The organism is Enterobacter cloacae complex sp. Mu1197 (genome assembly GCF_040059225.1).
In the GTDB taxonomy this organism is placed as follows: Bacteria; Pseudomonadota; Gammaproteobacteria; order Enterobacterales; family Enterobacteriaceae; genus Enterobacter; species Enterobacter quasiroggenkampii.
The window spans coordinates 1864337-1887099 of the sequence record NZ_CP157375.1 but is presented as its reverse complement, the minus strand read 5'-3'; the positions used below and the strand labels follow the sequence as shown (position 1 = coordinate 1887099).

21 protein-coding genes are annotated in these 22763 nt (G+C 60.1%); 11 read left to right on the top strand and 10 right to left on the bottom strand.

What is annotated here, in order from left to right; all coding sequences use genetic code 11:
* Nucleotides 1-9: 9 nt before the first annotated feature.
* Genes astB through ABFV38_RS08905 form a run of 4 tightly spaced genes read right to left on the bottom strand, consistent with a single transcriptional unit; the run spans nt 10 to nt 5057 of the window.
* On the bottom strand, nt 10-1335 hold the full coding sequence (gene astB, locus ABFV38_RS08920; protein WP_290094774.1) for an N-succinylarginine dihydrolase: 1326 nt from the start codon (nt 1333-1335) through the stop codon (nt 10-12).
* Nucleotides 1322-2809 carry a succinylglutamate-semialdehyde dehydrogenase gene (gene astD, locus ABFV38_RS08915; protein WP_348959163.1) on the bottom strand — a complete coding sequence of 496 codons (1488 nt, stop codon included), beginning with the start codon at nt 2807-2809 and terminating at the stop codon, nt 1322-1324. Before astD ends, astB begins: the two co-directional genes overlap by 14 nt.
* Entirely contained in the window at nt 2806-3840 is a 1035-nt protein-coding gene (gene astA, locus ABFV38_RS08910) for an arginine N-succinyltransferase (protein WP_348959161.1), read from the bottom strand. The genes astD and astA overlap by 4 nt, the downstream gene beginning before the upstream one ends.
* Nucleotides 3837-5057, bottom strand: a complete 1221-nt coding sequence (locus ABFV38_RS08905) for an aspartate aminotransferase family protein (RefSeq protein WP_045910251.1) — start codon at nt 5055-5057, stop codon at nt 3837-3839. The genes astA and ABFV38_RS08905 overlap by 4 nt, the downstream gene beginning before the upstream one ends.
* A 432-nt stretch (nt 5058-5489) precedes the next feature.
* Between ABFV38_RS08905 and xthA the strand changes: the two genes are divergently transcribed.
* The 6 genes from xthA (at nt 5490) to ABFV38_RS08875 (ending at nt 11665) form a co-directional block, all read left to right on the top strand.
* Nucleotides 5490-6296, top strand: coding sequence for an exodeoxyribonuclease III (gene xthA, locus ABFV38_RS08900; protein ID WP_032667291.1), 807 nt, complete (start codon nt 5490-5492; stop codon nt 6294-6296).
* A gap of 6 nt (nt 6297-6302) precedes the next feature.
* Nucleotides 6303-6986, top strand: a complete 684-nt coding sequence (locus ABFV38_RS08895) for a TVP38/TMEM64 family protein (RefSeq protein ID WP_348959159.1) — start codon at nt 6303-6305, stop codon at nt 6984-6986.
* 6 nt (nt 6987-6992) lie between these two features.
* Nucleotides 6993-8162 carry an ABC transporter substrate-binding protein gene (locus ABFV38_RS08890; protein WP_348959157.1) on the top strand — a complete coding sequence of 390 codons (1170 nt, stop codon included), beginning with the start codon at nt 6993-6995 and terminating at the stop codon, nt 8160-8162.
* Nucleotides 8135-9664 carry a thiamine ABC transporter permease gene (locus ABFV38_RS08885; protein WP_348959155.1) on the top strand — a complete coding sequence of 510 codons (1530 nt, stop codon included), beginning with the start codon at nt 8135-8137 and terminating at the stop codon, nt 9662-9664. Before ABFV38_RS08890 ends, ABFV38_RS08885 begins: the two co-directional genes overlap by 28 nt.
* Nucleotides 9664-10284 (top strand): ATP-binding cassette domain-containing protein, encoded by a 621-nt coding sequence (locus ABFV38_RS08880; protein WP_167212779.1) that lies wholly within the window; start codon nt 9664-9666, stop codon nt 10282-10284. The genes ABFV38_RS08885 and ABFV38_RS08880 overlap by 1 nt, the downstream gene beginning before the upstream one ends.
* 73 nt (nt 10285-10357) lie before the next feature.
* Nucleotides 10358-11665, top strand: a complete 1308-nt coding sequence (locus tag ABFV38_RS08875; RefSeq protein WP_348959153.1) for a rhodanese-like domain-containing protein — start codon at nt 10358-10360, stop codon at nt 11663-11665.
* Here the strand turns inward: ABFV38_RS08875 and ABFV38_RS08870 are convergent.
* A complete protein-coding gene (locus ABFV38_RS08870; RefSeq protein WP_348959151.1) occupies nt 11662-12279 on the bottom strand; it encodes a CDP-alcohol phosphatidyltransferase family protein in 618 nt (205 codons plus the stop codon). The genes ABFV38_RS08875 and ABFV38_RS08870 overlap by 4 nt on opposite strands.
* A complete protein-coding gene (locus tag ABFV38_RS08865; protein WP_348959149.1) occupies nt 12272-12841 on the bottom strand; it encodes a carboxymuconolactone decarboxylase family protein in 570 nt (189 codons plus the stop codon). The genes ABFV38_RS08870 and ABFV38_RS08865 overlap by 8 nt, the downstream gene beginning before the upstream one ends.
* A 75-nt stretch (nt 12842-12916) precedes the next feature.
* Here ABFV38_RS08865 and ABFV38_RS08860 point away from each other — a divergent pair, with 75 nt between their 5' ends.
* Complete coding sequence (locus tag ABFV38_RS08860; RefSeq protein WP_348959147.1) at nt 12917-13336, top strand: pyrimidine (deoxy)nucleoside triphosphate diphosphatase; 420 nt, start codon at nt 12917-12919, stop codon at nt 13334-13336.
* On the opposite strand, the gene ABFV38_RS08855 is transcribed toward ABFV38_RS08860, so the two are convergent.
* The gene (locus ABFV38_RS08855) at nt 13293-13571 is read right to left on the bottom strand and encodes a DUF1496 domain-containing protein (RefSeq protein ID WP_045910243.1); all 279 of its coding nucleotides are present in this window, start codon (nt 13569-13571) and stop codon (nt 13293-13295) included. The two genes, ABFV38_RS08860 and ABFV38_RS08855, sit on opposite strands and share 44 nt — an antisense overlap.
* 229 nt (nt 13572-13800) lie before the next feature.
* Here ABFV38_RS08855 and gdhA point away from each other — a divergent pair, with 229 nt between their 5' ends.
* Complete coding sequence (gene gdhA, locus ABFV38_RS08850; protein ID WP_008500700.1) at nt 13801-15144, top strand: NADP-specific glutamate dehydrogenase; 1344 nt, start codon at nt 13801-13803, stop codon at nt 15142-15144.
* A 116-nt stretch (nt 15145-15260) separates the two neighbouring features.
* On the opposite strand, the gene ABFV38_RS08845 is transcribed toward gdhA, so the two are convergent.
* The 3 genes from ABFV38_RS08845 to ABFV38_RS08835 form a co-directional block, all read right to left on the bottom strand.
* Nucleotides 15261-17174: a DNA topoisomerase III gene (locus tag ABFV38_RS08845; RefSeq protein WP_348959145.1), complete on the bottom strand. Its 1914-nt coding sequence runs from the start codon at nt 17172-17174 to the stop codon at nt 15261-15263.
* A 4-nt stretch (nt 17175-17178) separates the two neighbouring features.
* Complete coding sequence (gene selD, locus ABFV38_RS08840) at nt 17179-18222, bottom strand: selenide, water dikinase SelD (RefSeq protein WP_008500702.1); 1044 nt, start codon at nt 18220-18222, stop codon at nt 17179-17181.
* Between the two features lie 116 nt (nt 18223-18338).
* Complete coding sequence (locus ABFV38_RS08835; protein ID WP_045353688.1) at nt 18339-18890, bottom strand: NAD(P)H nitroreductase; 552 nt, start codon at nt 18888-18890, stop codon at nt 18339-18341.
* 167 nt (nt 18891-19057) lie between these two features.
* On the opposite strand from ABFV38_RS08835, the gene sppA reads away from it, so the two are divergent.
* From sppA to pncA, 3 genes are all read left to right on the top strand, one after another.
* Nucleotides 19058-20914 (top strand): signal peptide peptidase SppA, encoded by a 1857-nt coding sequence (sppA, locus tag ABFV38_RS08830; RefSeq protein WP_045910239.1) that lies wholly within the window; start codon nt 19058-19060, stop codon nt 20912-20914.
* 63 nt (nt 20915-20977) lie between these two features.
* Complete coding sequence (gene ansA / locus ABFV38_RS08825) at nt 20978-21994, top strand: asparaginase (RefSeq protein ID WP_008500705.1); 1017 nt, start codon at nt 20978-20980, stop codon at nt 21992-21994.
* Nucleotides 21995-22003: 9 nt separating this feature from the next.
* Nucleotides 22004-22645: a bifunctional nicotinamidase/pyrazinamidase gene (pncA, locus tag ABFV38_RS08820; protein WP_023327146.1), complete on the top strand. Its 642-nt coding sequence runs from the start codon at nt 22004-22006 to the stop codon at nt 22643-22645.
* Nucleotides 22646-22763: the final 118 nt, after the last annotated feature.

Here is a 22763-nt window from a genome sequence, read left to right as displayed (position 1 = left end):
TCCACTCCTTTAGCGCTGGAACGGATAAACCGATCCCAGTTGCAGGATTGTCGACAACGCGTCCAGCGCCTCGCGTCCTTCACGCAGAAGCTGCGGGTCAACCAGATCGGCCTGCGTTAGCCGGTCGCGATAGTAGCGATCGACCCAGTCATTCAGGCGCGTAAAGAGCGTATCGTTCATCATGACCGCCGGATTAACCGCCTGCATTTCGTCCTGAGTCAAGACCACGCGCAGACGTAAACAGGCTGGACCACCGCCGTTGGCCATACTTTCGCGCAGGTCAAATACGCGCAGTTCGTCAATCGGGTTATCGGCCTTCACCAGTTCGGTCAGGTAGCGCCACACGCCCTGATGATCCCGGGACTCTTGCGGCAGAACCAGCATCATGCTGCCGTCATCGCGGCTCAGCAGCTGGCTATTGAACAGATACGTTTCGACCGCGTCCTGCACGCTTACCGCCTCCGTTGGCACCTGAATGGGCGTAAAGCCGCGTACGCGCTCATGCAGCGTGGCGAGCAGCTTTTCCTGATGGGCAAACGCCTGCTCGTGGCAGAACAGCACCTGGCGGTTGGAAACGGCAATCACGTCGTTGTGGAACACGCCCTGGTCGATCACATGCGGGTTCTGCTGGGCGAAAATCACCTGGGAAGGATTGACCTGGTTCAGGCGGGCAACGGCCTGGCTCGCCGCCAGCGTCTGACGCGCAGGATAACGGGTTGGCGCGGCGTGGCCCCCCTCTTCGCGCCCGTAAATAAACAGCTGCAGGCCCGGGTCGCCATAATCGCCCCCCAGGCGGTTATGGTTGGCCGCGCCTTCATCGCCAAACATCGCCACCTGCGGCAGGGCCTGATGCACCGCGAAATGGGCGTCCTGGTTGAAAATGGCGCGCAGCACGCGCTCGGTGGTTTCCGCTTCGGTGGCGCGGTGGAACTTGTTATTCAGGTTCGCCACCGTCAGATGGACTTTGCCATCCAGCGTATCGGCGGACGGCGCGACGGTTGCCGCGTTGGCGACCCACATCGAAGAGGCCGAGCTTGCCGCCGAGAGCAGATGCGGCGTCTGCGTACCCGCTTTTTCAACCACCTGCTCATCGGTGCCGCTAAAGCCGAGCTGACGCAGCACCGCCACGTTCGGACGCTCCTGCGGCGGGATCACCGCCTGCGGGAAACCGGCATCCGCCAGCGCTTTCATCTTCAGCAGCCCCTGCTTCGCCGCCAGCTTCGGGTTGGAGACCTGAAAACGGTGCTTCGTCGAGGCTTCATTACCAAAAGAGAGACCGGCATAGTGGTGGGTCAGCCCCACCAGCCCGTCAAAGTTGACTTCACGCGCTTTCATGACGATCCCCTCCGGTAAAGTCCAGCCCCGGATTAAGCGTCTCCGGCAGCGTCAGCGCCGGGGTTTCCAGGCTCGCCATCGGCCAGGCACAGTAATCAGCGGCATACCACGCGCTGGCGCGATGGTTGCCCGACGCGCCCACGCCGCCGAACGGCGCGGTGCTCGCGGCCCCGGTCAGCGGTTTATTCCAGTTCACAATCCCGGCGCGCGCTTCCAGCAGCAGCCGATCAAACTTCTCGCGATGCGGCGAAATCAGACCGCTCGACAGGCCATAGCGGGTGTTATTCGCCATCGCAATGGCCGCATCGAAATCGTCATAGCGCCAGACGCACAGCAGCGGGCCAAAGACCTCTTCATCCGGCACGTTGCTCGCGCCGCTCATCTCAACGATGCCCGGCGTCAGCAGCGAGGTACCCGGCTGAACCTGCTTCGGCTCGAGCAGGGTTTTCGCGCCGCGCGCGACGTGGTCCTGCCAGGCCTTCAGCACGTTCAGCGCGGCCTGCTCGGAAATCAGCCCGCCGATAAACGGCTGCGGATCGGCATCCCACGCGGCTGGCACCAGGCGCGCGCTTACCTCTACCAGACGCTTCAGGAAAGCATCACCCTGCGCGCCTGTTTTCACCAGCAGGCGACGGGCGCAGGTGCAGCGCTGTCCGGCGGTAATAAAGGCGGACTGAATCGTCAGGTGCACCGCGGCGTCAATATCATCCGGGTCTTCCACAATCAGCGGGTTGTTGCCCCCCATCTCCAGCGCCAGAATTTTTTCCGGCTGCCCCGCCAGCTGGCGATGCAGTTGATAGCCCGTCCCGGCACTGCCGGTAAACAGCAGGCCGTCGATATCGCTCAGCGCGCTCAGCGCCTGGCCGGTTTCACGTCCGCCCTGCACCAGGTTCAGCACGCCCGGCGGCAGGCCAGCCTGTTCCCACAGCTTAACCACCGCCTCGCCAGTGAAGGGCGTGAGCTCGCTCGGTTTAAAGATCACGGTATTGCCCGCCAGCAGTGCGGGCACAATGTGGCCATTCGGCAGATGCCCCGGGAAGTTGTACGGCCCAAACACCGCCAGCACGCCGTGCGGACGGTGGCGCAGCGTGGCCGCGCCGTCCGGCATCTCGGTGTGCTGTTCGCCGGTACGGGTGTGGTATGCCTTCACCGAAATGGCGATTTTGTTGATCATCGCCGTCACTTCGGTTGCCGCTTCCCAGCGCGGTTTACTGGTTTCTGACGCGATGATGCGCGTCAGCTCGGCCTTGTTTGCCTCCAGCAGTCCGGCAAACTTTTCAACAATTTCCTGGCGCACCGCGAAAGGCTGTTTTGCCCACGCCGGAAACGCGCGGCGAGCGGCATGGCAGGCTTTTTCCACCTGCGCAGCGCTGGCGTCATTCCCCTTCCAGAGCGCCTCTTTTCCTACCGGATTGGTCTTTACGCGCTGTTCGCCTTCGCCCGTGACCCAGTCACCGTTAATCCATAATGTCATGCTGTTTTCTCCTCAGGGCAGAGACGCACCAGGCGAACCTTATCGCCGGCGTTACATTTCAGGGCATCCAGTTCTGCAGCCGTCAGCACCAGACGTTCACATTTCGGGCTGGTCCGCACCAGCATGGCGCGGAAGTTGGCATAATTTTCGTTCGCCACCAGGCACGCCGGCCAGTCGCCCGGCGCGGGCTGGCCTTCAGAGACCTCAACCAGCCGGCTCTTACGGATCGCGCGCACGCGGTCGATATCGCACTCAAGCGTAGGCCCACCGTCAAAGATGTCGACATAGTTGCGGTAGCGGAACCCCTCTTTCTCCAGCACCGCGCGGGCGGGTGCGGTTTGCGGATGCACTTCGCCGATCACCGCCTGCGCTTCCGGGCTGAGGAAATGGGTATAGATAGGATGCTTCGGCATCAGTTCGGCAATAAAGGCCTTCTGACCGGTGCCGCAAAGATAGTCTGCCCGGCTGAACTCCATCGAGAAGAAGCGCTCGCCCAGGCTCTCCCAGAACGGTGAGTAGCCGGTGTCGTCGATCACGCCGCGCATCTCCGCGACCACTTTTTCGCTAAAGCGATCGCGGAAGGCGGCCATAAACATAAAGCGCGATTTGGAGAGCAGATAGCCGTTGCCCTCTTTGCGCCACGCCGGATCGAGGAACAGCGTGCAAAGCTCGCTGGCGCCCGTGTGGTCATTGCAGAGAAACAGCGTGGGCAGCGCGTTATAGACGTTCAGCTCTTTCGAGGCGTGAACCATGGTACCCACGCGGTAGTTGTACCACGGGTCGTTCAGCCCGACGGCCACTTCAATGGCGCAGATCCCGGCCACAGTTCCCGTGTCGGTGTCTTCCAGCACGAACACATACCCCTGTTCGCTTTTTGGCAACGTCCCCTGCCAGGTTTGCAGGGCGCGCTCAATGCGCGCCGACAGCGTTTTTTCATCAGCAGGAAGCGAGGTCAGCCCGCCTCCCGTCTTACCGGCAAGCTGCATGAGCCCGGCGAGATCGCCGCGCTCAACGGGACGGATGACCATCATGATGACACCCCGGATTTCACTTTTTCACACGCCAGCGCAAAGCGGTCCAGACCGGTTTGCACCTCTTCCTCGCTGACAATCAGCGCGGGAGCAAAACGCACGACGTTGGCACCGGCAATCAGCACCATCACGCCCACTTTTGCCGCTTCCTGTGAAATAAGTTTAGCTTTTCCGGCAAACTCAGCGGTGAGCTCACAGCCGATTAACAGCCCCAGGCCGCGAATTTCTTTAAACAGGCCAACCTTGCTGTTGATGGCATTCAGACGCTCAACAAACCAGTCGTGGCGCTGCTTAACGCCCTTCAGCACCTCAGGGGTGTTAATGATGTCGAGCACCTGTCCGGCGACGGCGGTGGCCAGCGGGTTGCCGCCGTAGGTGGTGCCGTGGGTGCCGACGGTCATCACGCTGGCGAATTTATCAGTGGTCAGCGTCGCGCCAATCGGGAAGCCGCCGCCCAGCGCTTTGGCGGTCGACAGCACGTCCGGCGTCACGCCGTAGTGCATATAGGCATACAGCTCGCCGGTGCGGCCCACGCCGGTCTGCACTTCGTCGAAAATCAGCACTGCGTTGTGACGGTCGCACAGCTCGCGCAGCCCCTGCAGGAACGCTTTTTGCGCAGGAAGCACGCCGCCCTCGCCCTGCATCGGCTCGACGATCACCGCGCAGGTGGTGTCGTTAATCAGCTCGCTGGCGGACTGCAGATCGTTATAAATACCGTGACGAATATCTGGCGGCAGCGGTGCGAAATCCTGCGAGTAGGAGGGCTGCCCGCCTGCGCTGACGGTAAAGAGCGTGCGTCCGTGGAAGGCATTTTTGAACGCCACGATACCGCTCTTGTGGGTTCCAAATTTATCGTGCGCATATTTGCGCGCCAGCTTCAGCGCCGCCTCGTTGGCTTCCGCCCCCGAGTTACAGAAAAAGACCTTCTCCGCAAACGTCGCGTCGATCAGTTTTTTGGCCAGGCGCAGCGCGGGCTCGTTGGTGAAGCCGTTGCCGGTATGCCAGAACTTCGCCGCCTGATCGTTCAGCGCCTGACGCAGCGCCGGGTGCGCATGACCCAGCGCGTTCACCGCAATCCCACCTGCAAAGTCGATATACTCTTTACCCTGCTGATCCCACAGGCGCGAGCCTTCCCCACGAACCGGAATAAAAGCCGCCGGAGCGTAAACCGGCATCATCCATTCATCGAAATTTTCACGCGTAATTGACAGAGACATAGCGACCTCATCCGGTAAATAAAAGGTTATTTGAATGTTAAATAATTGAGTGTTTGCACTGTGAATGTAGATTGCAGCCTTCGTGCCAGCCAGCGATAAAAATGCATAAACGGATTGAGGTAACAGAATATCAATGAGTTACAATATGGAGTCATTCACTGTTAGTGCATAAAAAGTGAATATTTTACGACAAGCGGCGCTTTGCCGCATGAAAATCAGAAAGAGTATGCACAGGCCAAATATAATTCTGGAATTGTGATCGCTCGCGAAATTTATCGGCCATTTACGCCCTGTTTGAGGGCGAAGCGCGTCAGAATGGTGCAAATATTGCACCACCGGCATTATCTGTTGCAGTTATTGGTCGAAGCCGATAACAGTTGACGCAAATTCTGCTACCATCCTTGCACTATTCACCTTGCACTGGCAGCGACTATGAAATTTGTCTCTTTTAATATCAACGGCCTGCGTGCCCGCCCTCATCAGCTTGAAGCTATCGTTGAGCAACATCAGCCAGATGTGATCGGCCTGCAGGAGACAAAGGTTCACGACGACATGTTCCCCCTCGAAGAGGTGGCGAAACTCGGCTACAACGTCTTTTATCACGGCCAGAAAGGTCACTATGGCGTCGCGCTGCTCACCAAAGCGCCGCCGGTTTCCGTGCGTCGCGGCTTCCCGGGCGACGGTGAAGAAGCGCAGCGTCGTATTATCATGGCGGAAGTCCCTTCTGCGATCGGGAATATCACGGTCATCAACGGCTATTTCCCGCAGGGTGAAAGCCGTGACCATGAAACCAAATTCCCGGCGAAAGCGAAGTTTTATCAGGATCTGCAGGACTACCTGACCACCGAACTCAAAAAAGAGAATCCGGTGCTGATCATGGGCGACATGAATATCAGCCCGACGGATCTCGATATCGGTATTGGCGAAGAGAACCGCAAACGCTGGCTGCGCACCGGCAAATGCTCCTTCCTGCCGGAAGAGCGTGAGTGGATGGAGCGCCTGCTGGGCTGGGGCCTGGTGGATACCTTCCGCAATGCCAACCCGGAAACGCAGGATCGCTTCTCCTGGTTTGACTATCGCTCTAAAGGCTTTGACGACAACCGCGGCCTGCGTATCGATCTTCTGCTCGCCAGTACACCGCTGGCCGAGCGCTGCATCGAAACCGGGATCGACTACGACATCCGCAGCATGGAAAAACCGTCTGACCACGCGCCAGTGTGGGCTAAATTCAAGCTGTAATGACGCGTGAATATTCCAAAAACACTCTTCCTGTGCGCCCTTCTGGGCGCATTTATGTTGACGTTTGTCATGCTTCCCCCGGGAACCCTCTCCCTGGAAGGGATTAAAACGCACCATCAGGCGTTACTCGCCTATGTCGACCACGCGCCGCTGCGCAGCGCGCTGATCTTTTTTGCGGTCTATGTGGCGGTCTCCGCCCTCTCGATACCCGGCGCGGCGGTCCTGACCCTGCTGGGCGGGGCATTGTTTAGCCTGTGGGAAGGCACCGTGCTGGTCTCCTTTGCCTCCACGCTCGGGGCCACGCTGGCGATGCTCGCCAGCCGCTATTTTTTGCGCGACTGGGTGCAACGGCGGTTTGCCCGGCAGATGAGTACGGTGAATACCGGCATGGCACGCGACGGCGCGAACTTTCTTTTTGCCCTGCGCCTGATGCCGCTGTTCCCGTTTTTTCTGGTGAATTTGCTGATGGGGCTAACCCGGATTGGGGTATTTCGCTACTGGTGGGTGAGCCAGGTCGCCATGCTGCCCGCCACGATTATCTTTCTGAACGCCGGGCGCGAGCTGGGAAAAGTGACCTCGCTGCGCGATATTTTGTCGCCGGGCATGGTATTCGCCTTTACACTACTGGGGTTATTACCGCTGGTCACCCGCCAGCTGTTTTCCCGTTTTCTCCCGTCTGCTAAAAAGTGAGGCATTATGCGCCGTGTGCGTTTTTGCACGTTTCTGACCGGTCTGCTGCTGGCAGCCCCCCTATTTGCCGCCGACGGCTGGCAGGCCATTCAGCAACAGGCTAAAGGCCAGACCGTCTGGTTTAACGCCTGGGGCGGCGATCCGGCGGTCAACCGCTATCTGGAGTGGGTCAGCGGTGAGATGCAAACGCACTATGCCATTACCCTTAAAATTGTCCCGCTGGCGGATGCCGCCGACGCGGTAAAACGCATTCAGACCGAAGCCGCCGCGGGGCGTAAGACCAACGGCTCCGTCGACCTGCTGTGGGTTAACGGCGAGAACTTCCGCACGCTGAAAGAGGCAAACCTGCTGCAGACCGGATGGGCGCAGACGTTGCCCAACTGGCGCTATGTTGATACCCGCAAGCCCGTCACGGAGGATTTTGCTATCCCCACAGACGGCGCGGAATCGCCGTGGGGCGGCGCGCAGCTGACCTTTATCGCCCGCAAGGCCAGCATGCCGACGCCGCCAGTGGATCCTCAGGCGCTGCTGGCTTACGCGCAGCAGCACCCCGGCAAGATCAGCTATCCTCGCCCGCCCGATTTTACCGGCACGGCATTTCTTGAGCAGCTGCTGCTGACGCTGACCGCTCACCCGGACGCGCTGCAAAAGGCCCCCGATAGCACCTTTGCCGAGGTGACGGCACCGCTCTGGGATTATCTGGACACGCTCCACCCGCTGCTGTGGCGCGAAGGGAAAGATTTCCCCCCTTCTCCTGCACGGATGGATGCCCTGCTTGCCAGCGGCAGCCTGAACCTGTCCCTGACCTTTAACCCCGCACATGCGCAGCAAAAAGTGGCGAGCGGCGAACTGCCCGCCGACAGCTACAGCTTTGGTTTCCACGGCGGAACGATTGGCAACATCCATTTTGTGGCGATTCCGGCCAATGCCAGCGCCAGCGCAGGGGCGAAAGTGGTCGCCAATTTCCTGCTTTCACCGCAGGCGCAGATCCGCAAAGCTGACCCGGCCATCTGGGGCGATCCGAGCGTGCTGGATGCCAAAACGCTGCCTGAAGGTGAAGCCAGACAGCTGCTGGCCCACACGCCGCAGGGGCTGCCGAAGGTGCTTGCAGAGCCCCAGTCCGCCTGGGTAAATGCGCTGGAGCAGGAATGGCTGCGTCGTTACGGCACCCGCTGAGCGGGCTTGTCTGGCTGGCGATGGCGGTAATTTATCTGCCGCTCCTGCCCGCCGGCGCCATGCTGTTTGCCCCGGCGTTTTCGGTGACAAACTGGCAGCGGCTGCTGAACGATCCGCAGCTGCCTCAGGCAACCATTGCCACGCTGGTCTCAACGCTCATCGCCACGCTGGGGGCGTTGCTGATTGCCCTTCTCCTCGTCAGCCTTGTCTGGCCCGGGAAACGCTGGCGACGTCTCACAACCCGCCTGCCGTGGCTGCTGGCGATCCCCCATGTGGCGTTCGCCACCGGCGCGCTACTGCTGTTTGCCGAGGGCGGTCTGTTTTATCAGGTCTGCACCGTCTGTTCCCCACCGTTTGACCGCTACGGCGCCGGGCTGGGGCTGACGCTCGCGGTCAAAGAGAGCGCCTTTGTCCTGTGGGCGATTTACGCCGTGCTGCCGGAAAAACGGCTCGCGCAGCAGAAAATCGTCCTGCAGACGTTCGGCTACGGGCGTTTTCAGACGCTCAGCTGGCTCATCCTGCCGGCTATCGCGCCCGTTCTCGGCGCGGTGATGCTGGCGGTGCTGGCGTGGTCGCTGTCGGTCGTCGATGTGGCGATCGTTCTCGGGCCGGGCAACCCGCCTACCCTGGCCGTGCTGGCCTGGCAGTGGCTGAGCCAGGGCGACGCACAGCAGCAGACAAAAGGGACGCTGCTGTGCCTGCTTCTCCTTCTGCTGCTGGCCGCGCTTGCCGCTCTGGGATACGGCCTCTGGAAGGCATGGGTTCGCACGCTTGCGGACTTCTCCGGAACGCGTCCCCGGTCTCAGCTCGCCCTGCCTGAGCGGGCACTGAGCGGGTTCCTGCCCGCGTGCGGCGTGCTGTGCGCCGCGGTGCTGCTGATGCTGGCGCAACGGGAAGACGTTGGCCCGGTGGGAACCAGCCTGTCATTCGGTCTGCTTTCAGCCCTGATTGCCCTGGTCGTCGGCTTACTCTGGCTGGAATGGGGTCCGCAGCGCGGCACGCTGTGGGTATGGTTACCGCTCGCCCTTCCGGCCCTCCCGCTCGTCACCGGCCAGTATGCGATTGCGTTGCACCTGGGCGTCGACGGGCACTACGCCGCCGTGCTCTGGAGCCACCTGCTGTGGGTATTGCCGTGGACGCTGCTGGTGCTGCAACCCGCCTGGCGCCGGATCGATCCCCGTCTGCTCCTCACCGCCAGAACCCTCGGCTGGCGACGGGCCAAAGTCTTCTGCCTGGTGAAATGCCCCCTGCTGGTGCGCCCTGCGCTACTGGCCTTTGCCACCGGCTTTTCCGTCAGCATGGCGCAATACATACCGACGCTGTGGCTGGGCGCGGGGCGTTTCGCCACGCTGACCACCGAAACCGTCGCGCTGAGCAGCGGGGGCAGCATCCCGATTCTTGCTAACCGGGCGCTGGGATTACTGCTGGTCACGGGCACGGTGTTTGGTCTTGCCGCCCTGTTATCCCGGCTCGTGGGCCGCTACCGACAAGGGTTACGTTAATGCTGAAGGTAAAAAATCTCACCATCGAACCGCTTTTCCGCGAGGTCAGTTTTTGCGTGCCCCGGGGGGAGATCGTCACCCTGATGGGGCCGTCCGGCAGCGGCAAATCGACCCTTTTTGCCTGGATGGTCGGCGCGCTGTCAGACGATTTCCAGGCGCGGGGTGAACTGTGGCTCGACGCGCGTCGCTGCGACGCGCTTCCCGTGGAGTCCCGCGGGCTGGGTATTCTCTTTCAGGACGCGCTGCTGTTCGATCAGTTCAGCGTCGGGCAAAATTTGCTGCTGGCGCTGCCTGAGCGGATCGCCGGCAGCGCGCGGCGGGAAGCGGTCGCGCAGGCGCTGGATTCCGCCGGGCTGAGCGACCATTACGCCAGCGACCCGGCTACCCTTTCCGGCGGGGAGCGCGCCCGGGTCAGCCTGCTGCGGGCCCTGCTCGCGGAGCCGCAGGCGCTGCTGCTGGATGAACCGTTCAGCCGCCTCGATAAAGCGTTGCGGGCCTCATTTCGGGCATGGGTGTTTGACGCCGTCCGCGCGCGCAATATTCCGGTGGTGCTGGTCACGCACGATGAGGACGATATTCCACCCGGCGGCGAGCTGATTGAGATTTCTCGCTGGCAATAATGTGCTAACGCAATGTTTTCCGATTCGGGAGAGACGACAATGCCCCCCTCTTTTACTGACGTCAGGTTATTCGATGAAACGTGTTTCTCAACTGACCGCGCAGGCCCTGCTCTGCGGCCTCGCTTCTTTTTCCTCGCTGGCGGCTGATATGCCCAACGCCATCACGCTGTCTCAGCTTCAGGCACAGCACGGCACGCCTGTCGACACACGCGCCAGCGCCTTCTATAACGGCTGGCCGCAGACGCTCAGCGGCCCCTCCGGGCATGAACCCACCGCACTCAACCTTGCTGCCGCCTGGCTTAGCGCCATGAGCGACGAGCAGATTGCGCTGTGGGCCAAACAGCATCAGCTTACCCCTGCGACGGCCATCGCGCTGTACGGCGACGAAAACGATAACCAGGCGGTGAAAGCCCGCCTGGAGAAAGCCGGTTACCGCCACGTTTCGCTGCTCAGCGATGCACTGCAGACCCCAGACCGCCTTCAGCGTCTGCCCCACTTTGAACAGCTGGTTTACCCGCAGTGGATCCACCGGCTCCAGCAGGGTAAACCCGTGACTGCCGCACCGGCGGGCGACTGGAAAGTGATCGAAGCCGCCTGGGGCGCGCCGAAGTTTTACCTGCTGAACCACATTCCCGGCGCGGGCTATATCGACACCAACGAGGTGGAAAGCGAACCGTTGTGGAATAAAGTCTCCGACGACAAGCTGAAAGCGATGCTGGCGAAGCACGGGATCCGTCACGACACCACCGTCATCTTGTATGGCCGCGACGTCTACGCCGCCGCGCGCGTGGCGCAGATTATGCTGTATGCGGGCGTGAAGGATGTGCGTATTCTCGACGGCGGCTGGAAGGCGTGGTCAGATGCAGGCCTGCCGGTTGAGCGCGGCACGCCCGGTAAAGTAATGCCAGCCCCCGATTTTGGCGCGCCGATCCCCGGTCAGCCGCAGCTGATGGTGGATATGGAACAGGCGCGCGGCATGCTGCACCGTCAGGATGCCTCCCTGGTCAGCATTCGCTCGTGGCCGGAGTTCATCGGCGAAACCAGCGGCTACAGCTACATCAAGCCAAAAGGTGAAATTGCCGGTGCCCGCTGGGGTCACGCGGGCAGCGATGCTACCCATATGGAGGATTTCCATAACCCGGATGGCACCATGCGCAGCGCTGACGACATCGACGCTCAGTGGAAGCGCTGGAATATTCTGCCGGAACAGCACGTTGCGTTTTACTGCGGCACCGGCTGGCGGGCGTCTGAAACCTTTATGTACGCCCGGGCGATGGGCTGGAAGAATATCGCCGTCTATGACGGCGGCTGGTACGAATGGAGCAGTCACCCGCAGAACCCGGTGACGACCGGTGAACGCGGGCCTGAAAGTGCGCTCTAAGGGTTGAGTGACTTCAGCGTCACGTAGCCGCTCCAGATGCGCGTTGTGGTGGTCAGCCAGCACAGCGCGCCAAATACCCACGCGAAGAGCGTAAAGTGCGCCGGAAAGAGGCAGCACAGCACAAACAGCGCGAGGGTCTCCGTTCCTTCCGTTAACCCGCCGATGTAATAAAACGACTTGTGCGCATAGCCGGGGTTGTCGATGTCGTGCTTCGCGGCCAGCGCCGCAAACGCCAGAAAACTGCTGCCGGTCCCGATAAACGCAAACAGCAGCCAGGCCGCGGCCAGCGCATTCTCAACGGTTGCTGCCAGCGCAAAGCCAAACGGCACCAGGGCGTAGAACAGAAAATCGAGCGCAATATCGAGAAATCCCCCCGCATCGGTCAGCCCTCTGCGGCGCGCCAGCGCCCCATCCAGACCGTCCAGCAGGCGGTTCAGCACGATGACGACCAGCGCCGCCGGATACCAGCCAAGGGCCAGAAACGGCAGCGCCAGCACGCCGATGGCAAACCCGGTCAGGGTTAATCCGTCGGGCGTTATTCCCGGTCGGTCCAGCACGGAGACCAGACGATTCAGCGCCGGTTTTATCTGCGGATGAAGGTGGCGATCAAGCATGAGGCGTCTCGTTAAAGGTGGCGCACAGCCCCTGCGCCGGAATATCCAGCGCGGCGTTAAAGCGGGCAGAGAGATTCTGAAAGGCAATGAGCGCCGTCATCTCGGTGATAGTGTCATCCGTAAAGTGACGCTTCAGCGCCGCTCTGATGGCCTCATCCGCCCGGGGCGGCGTGGCGGTTACCGCCTCGGCGTAGGCCAGCGCCGCGCGCTCCTGCTCCGTGAACAAGGCGGAACCCTGCCAGTCGCTCACGGCCTGCACCTTATCCAGCGCCCCGCAGCGCTCGGCCAGCCGCAGGCTGTTGGCATCAATACAGAAAGCGCAGTGGCAGAGCTGGGACACCCGCGTCATGAGCAGGGAACGAAGCACGGGCGTCAGGCGCGCGCGACGACGCTCCAGAAAACCGACGAACAGCGCCACCAGCCAGAACAGACGCGGCATGCGCCCCCACCAGCGCGTGGGATTCAGCACGGCGCCAAAATGCTTTTTCTGCATCACGGCAATGGGTTTAAGGCTGGCGGGAAGGGATTCGATAGGGGCAACCCAGGCGGTAGTCTCTTTCACCTGATTCTCCTGATAGCTGGACTCTGAGAAAGGGCACGATAATATGTCTTTTTTTGCTATCAATTATTGACGACCATGCTGAAAACACTCGATGTCGTTGCCGCCATCATCGAAAAAGACGACAAAATTTTACTGGCACAGCGCCCTGCCCACGCCGACCAGCCGGGCATGTGGGAATTTGCAGGCGGCAAAGTCGAGGCGGGAGAAACCCAGCCCGAGGCGCTTATCCGCGAGCTGCGTGAAGAGTTAGGTATTGAAGCACGCCCTGCGCAATACGTGGCCAGCCACCAGCGCGAAGTCTCGCAGCGCTTAATCAACCTGCACGCCTGGCACGTTCCTGCGTTTAGCGGCGAGCTCACGGCGCACTACCACAGCACGCTGGCGTGGTGTACGCCGGAAGAGGCGTTCGGCTACGCCTTAGCCCCCGCGGATATTCCCCTTCTGGAAGCGTTTATTGTTTTACGCGACGCCAGACCAGCGGGTTCGTGCCAATAACGCGCTCGTCGCGCTGGCACTGCAACAGCACGCCCTCCGCTTTCACCACGGCCCCTTCCGAGTAGTTCTGATTCTGATAGATGCAGCACTGATTACAGGGCTGCACCGTTTGATTCTGGCCGCTGGAGCTAAACACTTCCGGCGGCACATTCACTTCCACGTCCGGGCGAATGCGGTCAGCCTGCGCACCTGCGGTAAAGATCACACATAATGCGGTCAGTAGATAACGGTTCATAGACACATCTTCCTGTTGTTCCCTTGATAATGACTATAACGGTAAACCAGCGCGGAACCTTTAATATATCTCATCATCGCTTTTGGTTATGACGCAGCTCATTTCATTAATTTCCCTTTCGCCCTGAATTTCTGCTTGCCAGACAAAGCAGTACGGGTGGTATAGTCAAAAAAACAACACAAAACGCATAAGTCATATACAAACATTATTATAAGAGGCTCTTATATCTATGGATCAGACACGCTCTCTGGAAAGTTTCCTTGCCCATGTTCAGCAGCGCGACCCGCACCAAAGCGAGTTCGCCCAGGCCGTGCGTGAAGTGATGACCACCCTGTGGCCCTTCCTTGAACAAAACCCGCGCTATCGCCAGATGTCTTTGCTTGAACGCCTTGTCGAGCCAGAGCGCGTGATCCAGTTCCGCGTGACGTGGGTGGACGATCGCAACCAGGTGCAGGTTAACCGCGCGTGGCGCGTACAGTTTAACTCGGCCATCGGTCCGTTTAAGGGCGGCATGCGTTTCCATCCGTCCGTGAACCTGTCGATTCTGAAATTCCTCGGCTTCGAGCAGACCTTTAAAAACGCGCTGACCACGCTGCCCATGGGCGGCGGGAAAGGCGGCAGCGATTTCGACCCGAAAGGCAAAAGCGAAGGCGAAGTGATGCGTTTCTGCCAGGCGCTGATGACCGAACTCTATCGCCATCTTGGTCCTGACACCGACGTGCCTGCCGGTGATATCGGCGTGGGCGGGCGTGAAGTAGGCTTTATGGCCGGGATGATGAAAAAGCTCTCCAACAACAGCGCCTGCGTCTTTACCGGCAAAGGGTTGTCGTTTGGCGGGAGCCTGATCCGCCCGGAAGCGACCGGGTACGGTCTGGTTTACTTCACCGAAGCTATGCTCAAGCGTCACGGCTTAGGCTTCGAAGGTATGCGCGTCGCGGTGTCCGGCTCCGGTAACGTGGCGCAGTACGCGATTGAGAAAGCGATGCAGTTTGGCGCTCGCGTAGTGACCGCCTCTGATTCCAGCGGAACGGTGGTGGATGAAGCGGGCTTCACAGCAGAGAAGCTGGCGCGCCTGTGTGAAATCAAAGCCAGCCGCGATGGACGCGTGGCGGATTACGCCCGGGAGTTTGGCCTGACCTACCTGGAAGGGAAACAGCCGTGGGGCGTGCCGGTGGATATCGCCCTGCCGTGCGCCACGCAGAACGAGCTGGATGCTGAAGCCGCGCGCACGTTGATTAGCAATGGCGTAAAAGCGGTGGCCGAAGGGGCGAACATGCCGACCACGATCGACGCGACGGACCTGTTCCTGGAGGCGGGCGTGCTGTTTGCACCGGGCAAGGCCGCTAACGCGGGCGGCGTGGCGACCTCCGGCCTCGAGATGGCGCAAAACGCCGCGCGTCTCGGCTGGAAGGCGGAAAAAGTGGACGCGCGCCTGCACCATATCATGTTGGATATTCACCATGCGTGCGTGGAGTACGGCGGTGAAGCATCGCAAACCAATTACGTGCGCGGGGCGAATATCGCCGGGTTCGTGAAGGTAGCGGATGCGATGATTGGGCAGGGTGTGATTTAAGTTTTCGCTGCGTTCTCGCCCTGTAGGCCCGGTAAGGCGTAGCCGCCACCGGGCTTTTTTCAAGCCGCAGAGCTGTCTTTCGCCGGGTGGCGGCTTTGCCTTACCCGGCCTACGGGTTAAGGGGCGGCCGCGCTCTTCTTCTTTTTAAACGGTTTCTTCGCACCCGCGCCTGGTGCAACCATCCCTCTGAAGCGCTTCACCGGCGTGCTGCGCGCCTGATCGATCAGCTGGTAAAGCGTCCCCACCAGCGGCTGCATAAAGTCCTGATAGCGGCACTGCTTCTCGCTGATCTGCGTCAGCACCAACTCCCAGTGCGCGGTCATGTCCGGCCTGGCGGCCAGCTCAGGCAGGGAGTGAATCAGCGCGCGGCCCGGCTCGGTCGAATGGATATAGCGCCCCTTTTTCTCAAGAAAACCGCGCTTAAAGAGCAGCTCGATGATCCCCGCGCGGGTCGCCTCCGTGCCCAGACCGTCGGTGGCGCGCAGGATCTTCTTCAGATCTTTATCCTGCACGAACCGGGCGATGCCGGTCATCGCGGACAGCAGCGTCGCATCGGTGAAATGGCGCGGCGGCTGGGTCTGACGTTCCACCACTTCCCCTTTTTCACACAGCAGCTCATCGTCTTTGGCAACGACGGGCAGCGGCGTGCCGTCGTTCTCCTCGTCACGCTCTTTATTCCCCAGCAGCGTGCGCCAGCCTGCTTCAGCAAGGAAACGGGCTTTCGCAATGAATTTCCCTTTCGCGATTTCCAGTTCGATCACGCATTTGCGGAACACCGCGTCCGGGCAGAACTGCATCAGGTACTGGCGGGCGATCAGGTTATAGACCTTTGCTTCGTTGTCGGTCAGATTGACGTTGCTGGCGCGCGCCGTCGGGATAATCGCGTGGTGGGCGTCCACCTTTTTGTCGTCCCAGCAGCGGTTATGGGTGTCCGGGTTCACCACCGGCTGCGGCAGCAGATCCGGCGCATGCACGCTAATGGCGTTCATCACCGAATGACGACCGGCAAAATGCTCTTCCGGCAGATAGCGGCTATCCGAACGCGGATAGGTGATCAGCTTGTGGGTTTCGTAGAGCTTCTGGCAGATATCCAGCACATTCTGCGCGCTCAGGCCGAAGCGCTTCGCGGCCTCAATCTGCAGGGCCGACAGCGAGAACGGCAGCGGCGCGGGTTCTGATTCCCGTTTATCGTTATAGCTGGTAACGATAGCCGGCTGTCCGGTAATGCGGTTAACCACATGATCCGCCAGCGGGCGGTGCAGCAAACGCCCCTCTTCATCCTGATACGACTCGCAGGCATCGCTCGGCTGCCAGACGGCAGTGAAGCGCTCGTCTTTAGGCGTGACGATATGCGCTTTCACCTCAAAGAAATCTTTAGCGACGAAGTTCTCAATCTCTTCGTCACGACGCACGACCAGCCCCAGCACCGGCGTCTGCACGCGCCCCACGGAGAGCACGCCCTGATAGCCCGCGTTGCGCCCGAGGATGGTGTAGGCGCGGGTCATGTTGATACCGTACAGCCAGTCGGCGCGGGCACGCGCGAGCGCCGAGACGCACAGCGGAATAAACTCGCTGTTGGCGCGCAGGCGCGAAATGGCTCGCTCGACCGCCTGTGGGTTGAGGTCGTTGATCAGACAGCGCTGCACCTGCTGGCGCTTTTCCGGCGCCAGCTCCAGATAGTCCAGCACCTCATCCACCAACAGCTGCCCTTCCCTGTCCGGGTCACCCGCGTGCACGATTTCTTCGGCTTCATGCAGGAAGCGCTTGATCACGTTGAGCTGTTTGGTGACTGAAGGCCGGGGCTGCAGGCGCCATTTTTCAGGCACAATGGGCAGATCGTTCAAATTCCAGCGGGCGTAGCGGCTGTCATAGACATCCGGCTGCGCCTGCTCAAGCAGGTGACCGATACACCAGGTGACCACCTGCCCGTTACCGCATTCGATAAAGCCGTCGCCTTTGCGATGCGGCTTGGGCAGCACATCGGCAATGGCACGGGCCAGGCTCGGCTTTTCGGCAATAAACAACCGCATCGAATTAACGGATCTCAATCATCGGTCGGCCACCGCGCGCGGTTACCAGCTCGCCGATCGCCGTCAGGGTAATGCCGAACTCGGCGGCCGTGGCCTGGACCTCGGCTTCGGATTCCGGCGTCACCGCCAGCAGCAGGCCGCCGGAGGTTTGCGGATCGCACAGCAGATTGCGCCATTCTTCTGGCATTTCGCCCATCAGGTGACCGTAGCTGGCGAAGTTACGCTGGGTACCGCCCGGGACCGCGCCCTGAGCAATGTACTCCTCCACGCCCGGCAGCTTCGGCACGTCCTGATACCAGACCTGCGCCTGCACGCCCGCGCCCTGACACACTTCTGAGAGGTGCCCCAGCAGACCAAAACCGGTCACGTCGGTCATCGCCTTCACGCCGTCGATATTGGCGAACGCCGCACCGGCGAGGTTCATCTGGCACATGACTTCGGTTGCCAGCCCTTTGTGCTCCGGTTTCAGCAGGGACTTTTTCTCGGCGGTGGTCAGCACGCCAATACCCAGCGGCTTGGTGAGGAACAGCTTGCAGCCCGCCTGTGCGGTGCTGTTGCGCTTCACGCGTTCGGTCGGCACCACGCCGGTGACGGCCAGGCCGAAGATAGGCTCCGGCGCATCGATAGAGTGACCACCGGCCAGCGCAATTCCTGCCTGCTGGCAGGCGAAACGGCCGCCATCAATCACTTCACGGGCCACTTCCGGCGGGATGGTGTTGATCGGCCAGCCCAGAATGGCGATCGCCATAATCGGCTTACCGCCCATGGCAAAGATATCGCTGATGGCGTTGGTGGCCGCAATGCGCCCGAAATCGAACGGATTGTCGACAATCGGCATAAAGAAGTCGGTGGTACTAATAATGCTGGTGCCGTTACCTAAGTCATAAACTGCAGCATCGTCGCGCGTTTCATTGCCGACAAGCAGGTTCGGGTCGACAAACTTCGCCTGTTCACTGTGCAGGATGGTCTCCAGCACTTTCGGGGAAATTTTACAACCGCAACCGGCTCCGTGGCTGTACTGCGTTAAACGAATGGTTTGCTCGCTCATGGACGTCTCCTGTCATCTCAATCGCGCTATGGTAGCGCTCATTCCATAAAGAGGTAAGTATGACTGTCTGAATTCTGCGGCAGATGCTCAGAATCCAGACAGTTTAGCGTGCGTTATCAGAAGCGGCTGACGAAAGGCGTGGTGTCCGGCACGCTGATGGTGCTGGAGGCTTTAAGCTGCGGGGTGCCGAGGTAGAGGAAACCGACAATTTTGTCATGCTCACCGCAGCCAAAACCGTCACGGACCGCCGGGCTTTCGGTCAGCGCACCGGTGCGCCAGATACCGTTGAAGCCTTGCGCGACGGCGGCCATTTGCATCGCCATCACCGCACAGCCCGCGGACATTTCCTGTTCCCAGACCGGGACTTTATGATCCGCCTGGCATTTTGCCACGACAGCGATGATCATCGGGGCGCGGAACGGGGCATTACGCGCCTTATCGATTCCTTTCTCATCCTGCCCTGCGGCCACCGCCCCCTGCTCCAGCAGTTTACTGAAACGATCGCGGCCTTCGCCTTCAATTACAAAGAAGTGCCACGGCTGCAGTGTGCCATGATCGGGGGCACGCATGCCGGCACGCAGAATGTTCTCCAGCTGCTCGCCTGCCGGGGCAGGTTCGGCCAGACGGGAAGCGCTACGGCGGTTAACAAGCAGTTCGAGTGCGTCCATTGGTTAACTCCTTTCTTGAAATTTACTCACAAAATTAACACGACGGCAGATTTTGTTACAGCCTGGCAGGCGATTCCTGCTGACAAGTGGCGGTTGGGTCATTACGATAACCCAACATTACCGTCCAGTGGCGACGGAAACAGTCATTTTCTGGTTAGGGAGAATACATGCGAACCCTTTGGCGAATTATTGCCGGTTTCTTTAAATGGACGTGGCGACTGCTCAACTTCGTCCGCAACCTGGTGATGAACATCTTCTTCATCCTGCTGGTTCTGGTTTGCGCGGGTATCTGGATGCACATCAGCAACGCGAATCAGGCGCAGCATTCGACTCGCGGGGCCCTGCTACTTGATATCACCGGCGTAATCGTTGATAAACCGTCAGCCAGCAATCGTCTGGGCGTAATCAGCCGTCAGCTGTTTGGCGCCACGTCAGACCGTCTGCAGGAAAATTCCCTGTTCGATATCGTCGATGCCATCCGTCAGGCCAAAGATGACCGCAACATCACCGGCATCGTGCTGGATCTGAAAGATTTTGCCGGCGGCGATCAGCCGTCTATGCAGTACATCGGTAAAGCGCTGCGCGAATTCCGCGACAGCGGCAAGCCGGTCATTGCCGTGGGCGACAGCTACAGCCAGGGACAATATTATCTGGCGAGCTTCGCCAACAAGATCTGGCTCTCCCCACAGGGTACGGTCGATCTGCACGGCTTTGCCACCAACGGCCTGTACTACAAATCGCTGCTCGATAAGCTGAAGGTCACCACCCACGTCTTCCGCGTCGGTACGTACAAATCTGCCGTGGAGCCGTTTATCCGTGACGATATGTCCCCTGCCGCCCGCGAAGCGGACAGCCGCTGGATTGGTGAGCTGTGGCAGAACTATCTGGGCACCGTTGCCGCGAACCGTCAGATTACGCCTGAGCAGGTGTTCCCTGGCGCGCAGGGCGTGCTGGCAGGCCTGCGTAAGGTTGACGGCGATACCGCGAAATATGCGCTCGATAACAAACTGGTTGATGCCCTGGGCACCAGCGCAGAGATTGAAAAATCCCTGAGCAAACAGTTTGGCTGGAGCAAAGAGGACAAAAATTACAGCGCCATCAGCATGTATGATTACTCGACGAAGAAACCGGATGAGAACGGGGACAGCGTCGCGGTGGTCTTTGCTAACGGTGCGATCATGGACGGTCAGGAGACCCCGGGGAACGTGGGTGGCGATACCACCGCGTCACAAATCCGCGATGCGCGCCTGGATCCGAAAGTGAAGGCGATTGTCCTGCGGGTCAACAGCCCTGGCGGTAGCGTCAGCGCCTCCGAAGTGATCCGCGCTGAACTGGCCGCGGCGCGCGCCGCCGGTAAGCCGGTCGTCGTCTCAATGGGCGGAATGGCCGCCTCCGGAGGTTACTGGATCTCCACGCCAGCCAACTACATCGTGGCGAACCCAAGCACGCTGACCGGCTCGATTGGTATCTTCGGGGTGATCAACACCGTAGAGAACAGCCTGGATTCTCTGGGCGTGCATACCGACGGCGTAGCGACTTCTCCGCTGGCGGATGTCTCGGTGACCAAATCCCTGCCGCCGGAAGTCTCTGAGATGATGCAGCTCAGCATTGAGAACGGTTATAAACGCTTTATCACCCTGGTCGCAGACTCGCGTAAAAAGACGCCTGAGCAGATCGACCAGATTGCACAGGGCCACGTCTGGACCGGTCAGGATGCGAAGAGCAACGGACTGGTGGACAGCCTGGGTGACTTCGATGACGCGGTGAAGAAAGCCGCCGAACTGGCGAAGCTGAAGCAGTGGCATATCGAGTATTACCAGGACGAACCGTCGTTCTTCGATATGGTCATGGACAGCATGTCCGGCTCGGTACGCGCCATGCTGCCGGAGGCGCTGCAGGCTTACCTGCCTGCGCCGGTCGCCACGGCGGCAAAAGCGATGAAGGCGGAAAGCGATAAGCTTGCGGCCTTTAACGATCCACAGAGTCGTTACGCGTTTTGCCTGACCTGCGCGAACGTCCGTTAAAAACCGTCCCCTCTTCCCGCGAAGAGGGGATTTTTTTCTTTTGAAGAACAAGAACTCACTACCATGCAGAAGAAATCGATTTATGTAGCCTACACTGGCGGTACCATCGGTATGCAGCGCTCCGAAAACGGCTATATCCCTGTCTCCGGCCACCTTCAGCGTCAGCTTGCGCTGATGCCCGAATTCCACCGTCCGGAAATGCCTGACTTTACTATCCACGAATACGAGCCGCTGATGGACTCCTCCGACATGACGCCGGAAGACTGGCAGCACATCGCGGATGACATTAAAGCCCATTACGACCAGTACGACGGCTTCGTGATCCTGCACGGTACCGACACCATGGCGTTTACCGCCTCGGCGCTCTCCTTCATGCTGGAGAACCTGAGCAAGCCGGTTATCGTCACCGGGTCGCAAATTCCGCTGGCGGAGCTACGCTCCGACGGACAGATCAACCTGCTGAACTCCCTGTACGTGGCGGCGAATTACCCGATTAACGAAGTGTCGTTGTTCTTTAACAACCGTCTGTATCGCGGTAACCGCACCACCAAAGCCCACGCCGACGGCTTTGACGCCTTTGCCTCACCTAACCTGCAGCCGCTGCTGGAGGCCGGTATTCATATCCGTCGTCTGGGAACCCCTCCTGCGCCGAACACCGCGGGCGAGCTGATTGTTCATCCGATTACTCCGCAACCGATTGGCGTGGTCACCATCTATCCGGGTATCTCTGCGGACGTGGTGCGTAACTTCCTGCGCCAGCCGGTGAAGGCGCTGATCCTGCGCTCCTACGGCGTGGGCAATGCGCCGCAGAACGGTGAATTCCTGAAAGAGCTTCAGGAAGCCAGCGAGCGTGGAATTGTGGTGGTGAACCTGACCCAGTGTATGTCCGGTAAAGTGAATATGGGCGGCTATGCCACTGGCAACGCGCTGGCGCATGCGGGGGTGATCAGCGGTTTCGATATGACCGTTGAGGCAACGCTGACTAAACTTCACTATTTACTGAGTCAGGATCTGGACATTCAGTCCATTCGCAGCGCGATGATGCAAAACCTGCGCGGCGAACTGACGCCTGACGAATAAGGAGGTCTCATGAAGCAACGCGCCCTGCTCCTGGTCGATTTGCAAAATGATTTCTGCGCGGGCGGTGCGCTGGCCGTCGCCGAAGGTGACAGCACCGTTGACGTGGCCAACACGCTGATTGACTGGTGCAAAGCCCGCGGTGAAGCGGTTGTCGCAAGCCAGGACTGGCACCCGGCGAATCACGGCAGCTTTGCCAGCCAGCACAACGTCGAGCCGTTCACCCAGGGTGAACTCGACGGGCTGGCGCAAACCTTCTGGCCGGATCACTGCGTACAGCAGACGGAAGGCGCGGCGCTGCATCCGCTCCTGAATCAAAAGGCCATCGATGCGGTGTTCCACAAAGGCGAAAACCCGGCTATTGACAGCTATAGCGCGTTTTTTGATAACGGGCATCGTCAGAAAACCGCTCTCGATGCGTGGTTACGTCACCACGAAATCACGGAGCTGATTGTGCTGGGGCTGGCAACGGACTACTGCGTGAAGTTCACCGTGCTGGACGCGCTTCAGTTAGGCTACACCGTCAGCGTCATCACCGACGGCTGCCGCGGGGTGAACATTCACCCGCAGGACAGCGCCCAGGCGTTTATGGATATGGCAGCGGAAGGCGCGACGCTGTATACGCTCGAAGACTGGCTGGAAACGCAGGCTTAGGCCTTTTAAGCCGGGTGGCGGCTGCGCCTTACCCGGCCTACTTCTTTGGTTTTGTAGGCCGGGTAAGCGTCAGCGCCACCCGGCAAACCCCCTCCGATCTCCCATAAAGTGAACTCCC

Bases quoted from the DNA above. Each gene is read 5' to 3' on its own strand.
- selD (WP_008500702.1), bottom strand. From the start codon at position 18,222: ATGAGCGAGCAAACCATTCGTTTAACGCAGTACAGCCACGGAGCCGGT.
- ABFV38_RS08870 (WP_348959151.1), bottom strand. From the start codon at position 12,279: ATGCTTGATCGCCACCTTCATCCGCAGATAAAACCGGCGCTGAATCGT.
- gdhA (WP_008500700.1), top strand. From the start codon at position 13,801: ATGGATCAGACACGCTCTCTGGAAAGTTTCCTTGCCCATGTTCAGCAG.
- pncA (WP_023327146.1), top strand. From the start codon at position 22,004: ATGAAGCAACGCGCCCTGCTCCTGGTCGATTTGCAAAATGATTTCTGC.
- ABFV38_RS08875 (WP_348959153.1), top strand. From the start codon at position 10,358: ATGAAACGTGTTTCTCAACTGACCGCGCAGGCCCTGCTCTGCGGCCTC.
- ABFV38_RS08835 (WP_045353688.1), bottom strand. From the start codon at position 18,890: ATGGACGCACTCGAACTGCTTGTTAACCGCCGTAGCGCTTCCCGTCTG.
- astB (WP_290094774.1), bottom strand. From the start codon at position 1,335: ATGAAAGCGCGTGAAGTCAACTTTGACGGGCTGGTGGGGCTGACCCAC.
- astA (WP_348959161.1), bottom strand. From the start codon at position 3,840: ATGATGGTCATCCGTCCCGTTGAGCGCGGCGATCTCGCCGGGCTCATG.
- sppA (WP_045910239.1), top strand. From the start codon at position 19,058: ATGCGAACCCTTTGGCGAATTATTGCCGGTTTCTTTAAATGGACGTGG.
- ABFV38_RS08860 (WP_348959147.1), top strand. From the start codon at position 12,917: ATGCTGAAAACACTCGATGTCGTTGCCGCCATCATCGAAAAAGACGAC.
- ABFV38_RS08880 (WP_167212779.1), top strand. From the start codon at position 9,664: ATGCTGAAGGTAAAAAATCTCACCATCGAACCGCTTTTCCGCGAGGTC.
- ABFV38_RS08855 (WP_045910243.1), bottom strand. From the start codon at position 13,571: ATGAACCGTTATCTACTGACCGCATTATGTGTGATCTTTACCGCAGGT.
- xthA (WP_032667291.1), top strand. From the start codon at position 5,490: ATGAAATTTGTCTCTTTTAATATCAACGGCCTGCGTGCCCGCCCTCAT.
- ABFV38_RS08885 (WP_348959155.1), top strand. From the start codon at position 8,135: ATGGCTGCGTCGTTACGGCACCCGCTGAGCGGGCTTGTCTGGCTGGCG.
- ABFV38_RS08845 (WP_348959145.1), bottom strand. From the start codon at position 17,174: ATGCGGTTGTTTATTGCCGAAAAGCCGAGCCTGGCCCGTGCCATTGCC.
- astD (WP_348959163.1), bottom strand. From the start codon at position 2,809: ATGACATTATGGATTAACGGTGACTGGGTCACGGGCGAAGGCGAACAG.
- ABFV38_RS08890 (WP_348959157.1), top strand. From the start codon at position 6,993: ATGCGCCGTGTGCGTTTTTGCACGTTTCTGACCGGTCTGCTGCTGGCA.
- ansA (WP_008500705.1), top strand. From the start codon at position 20,978: ATGCAGAAGAAATCGATTTATGTAGCCTACACTGGCGGTACCATCGGT.
- ABFV38_RS08905 (WP_045910251.1), bottom strand. From the start codon at position 5,057: ATGTCTCTGTCAATTACGCGTGAAAATTTCGATGAATGGATGATGCCG.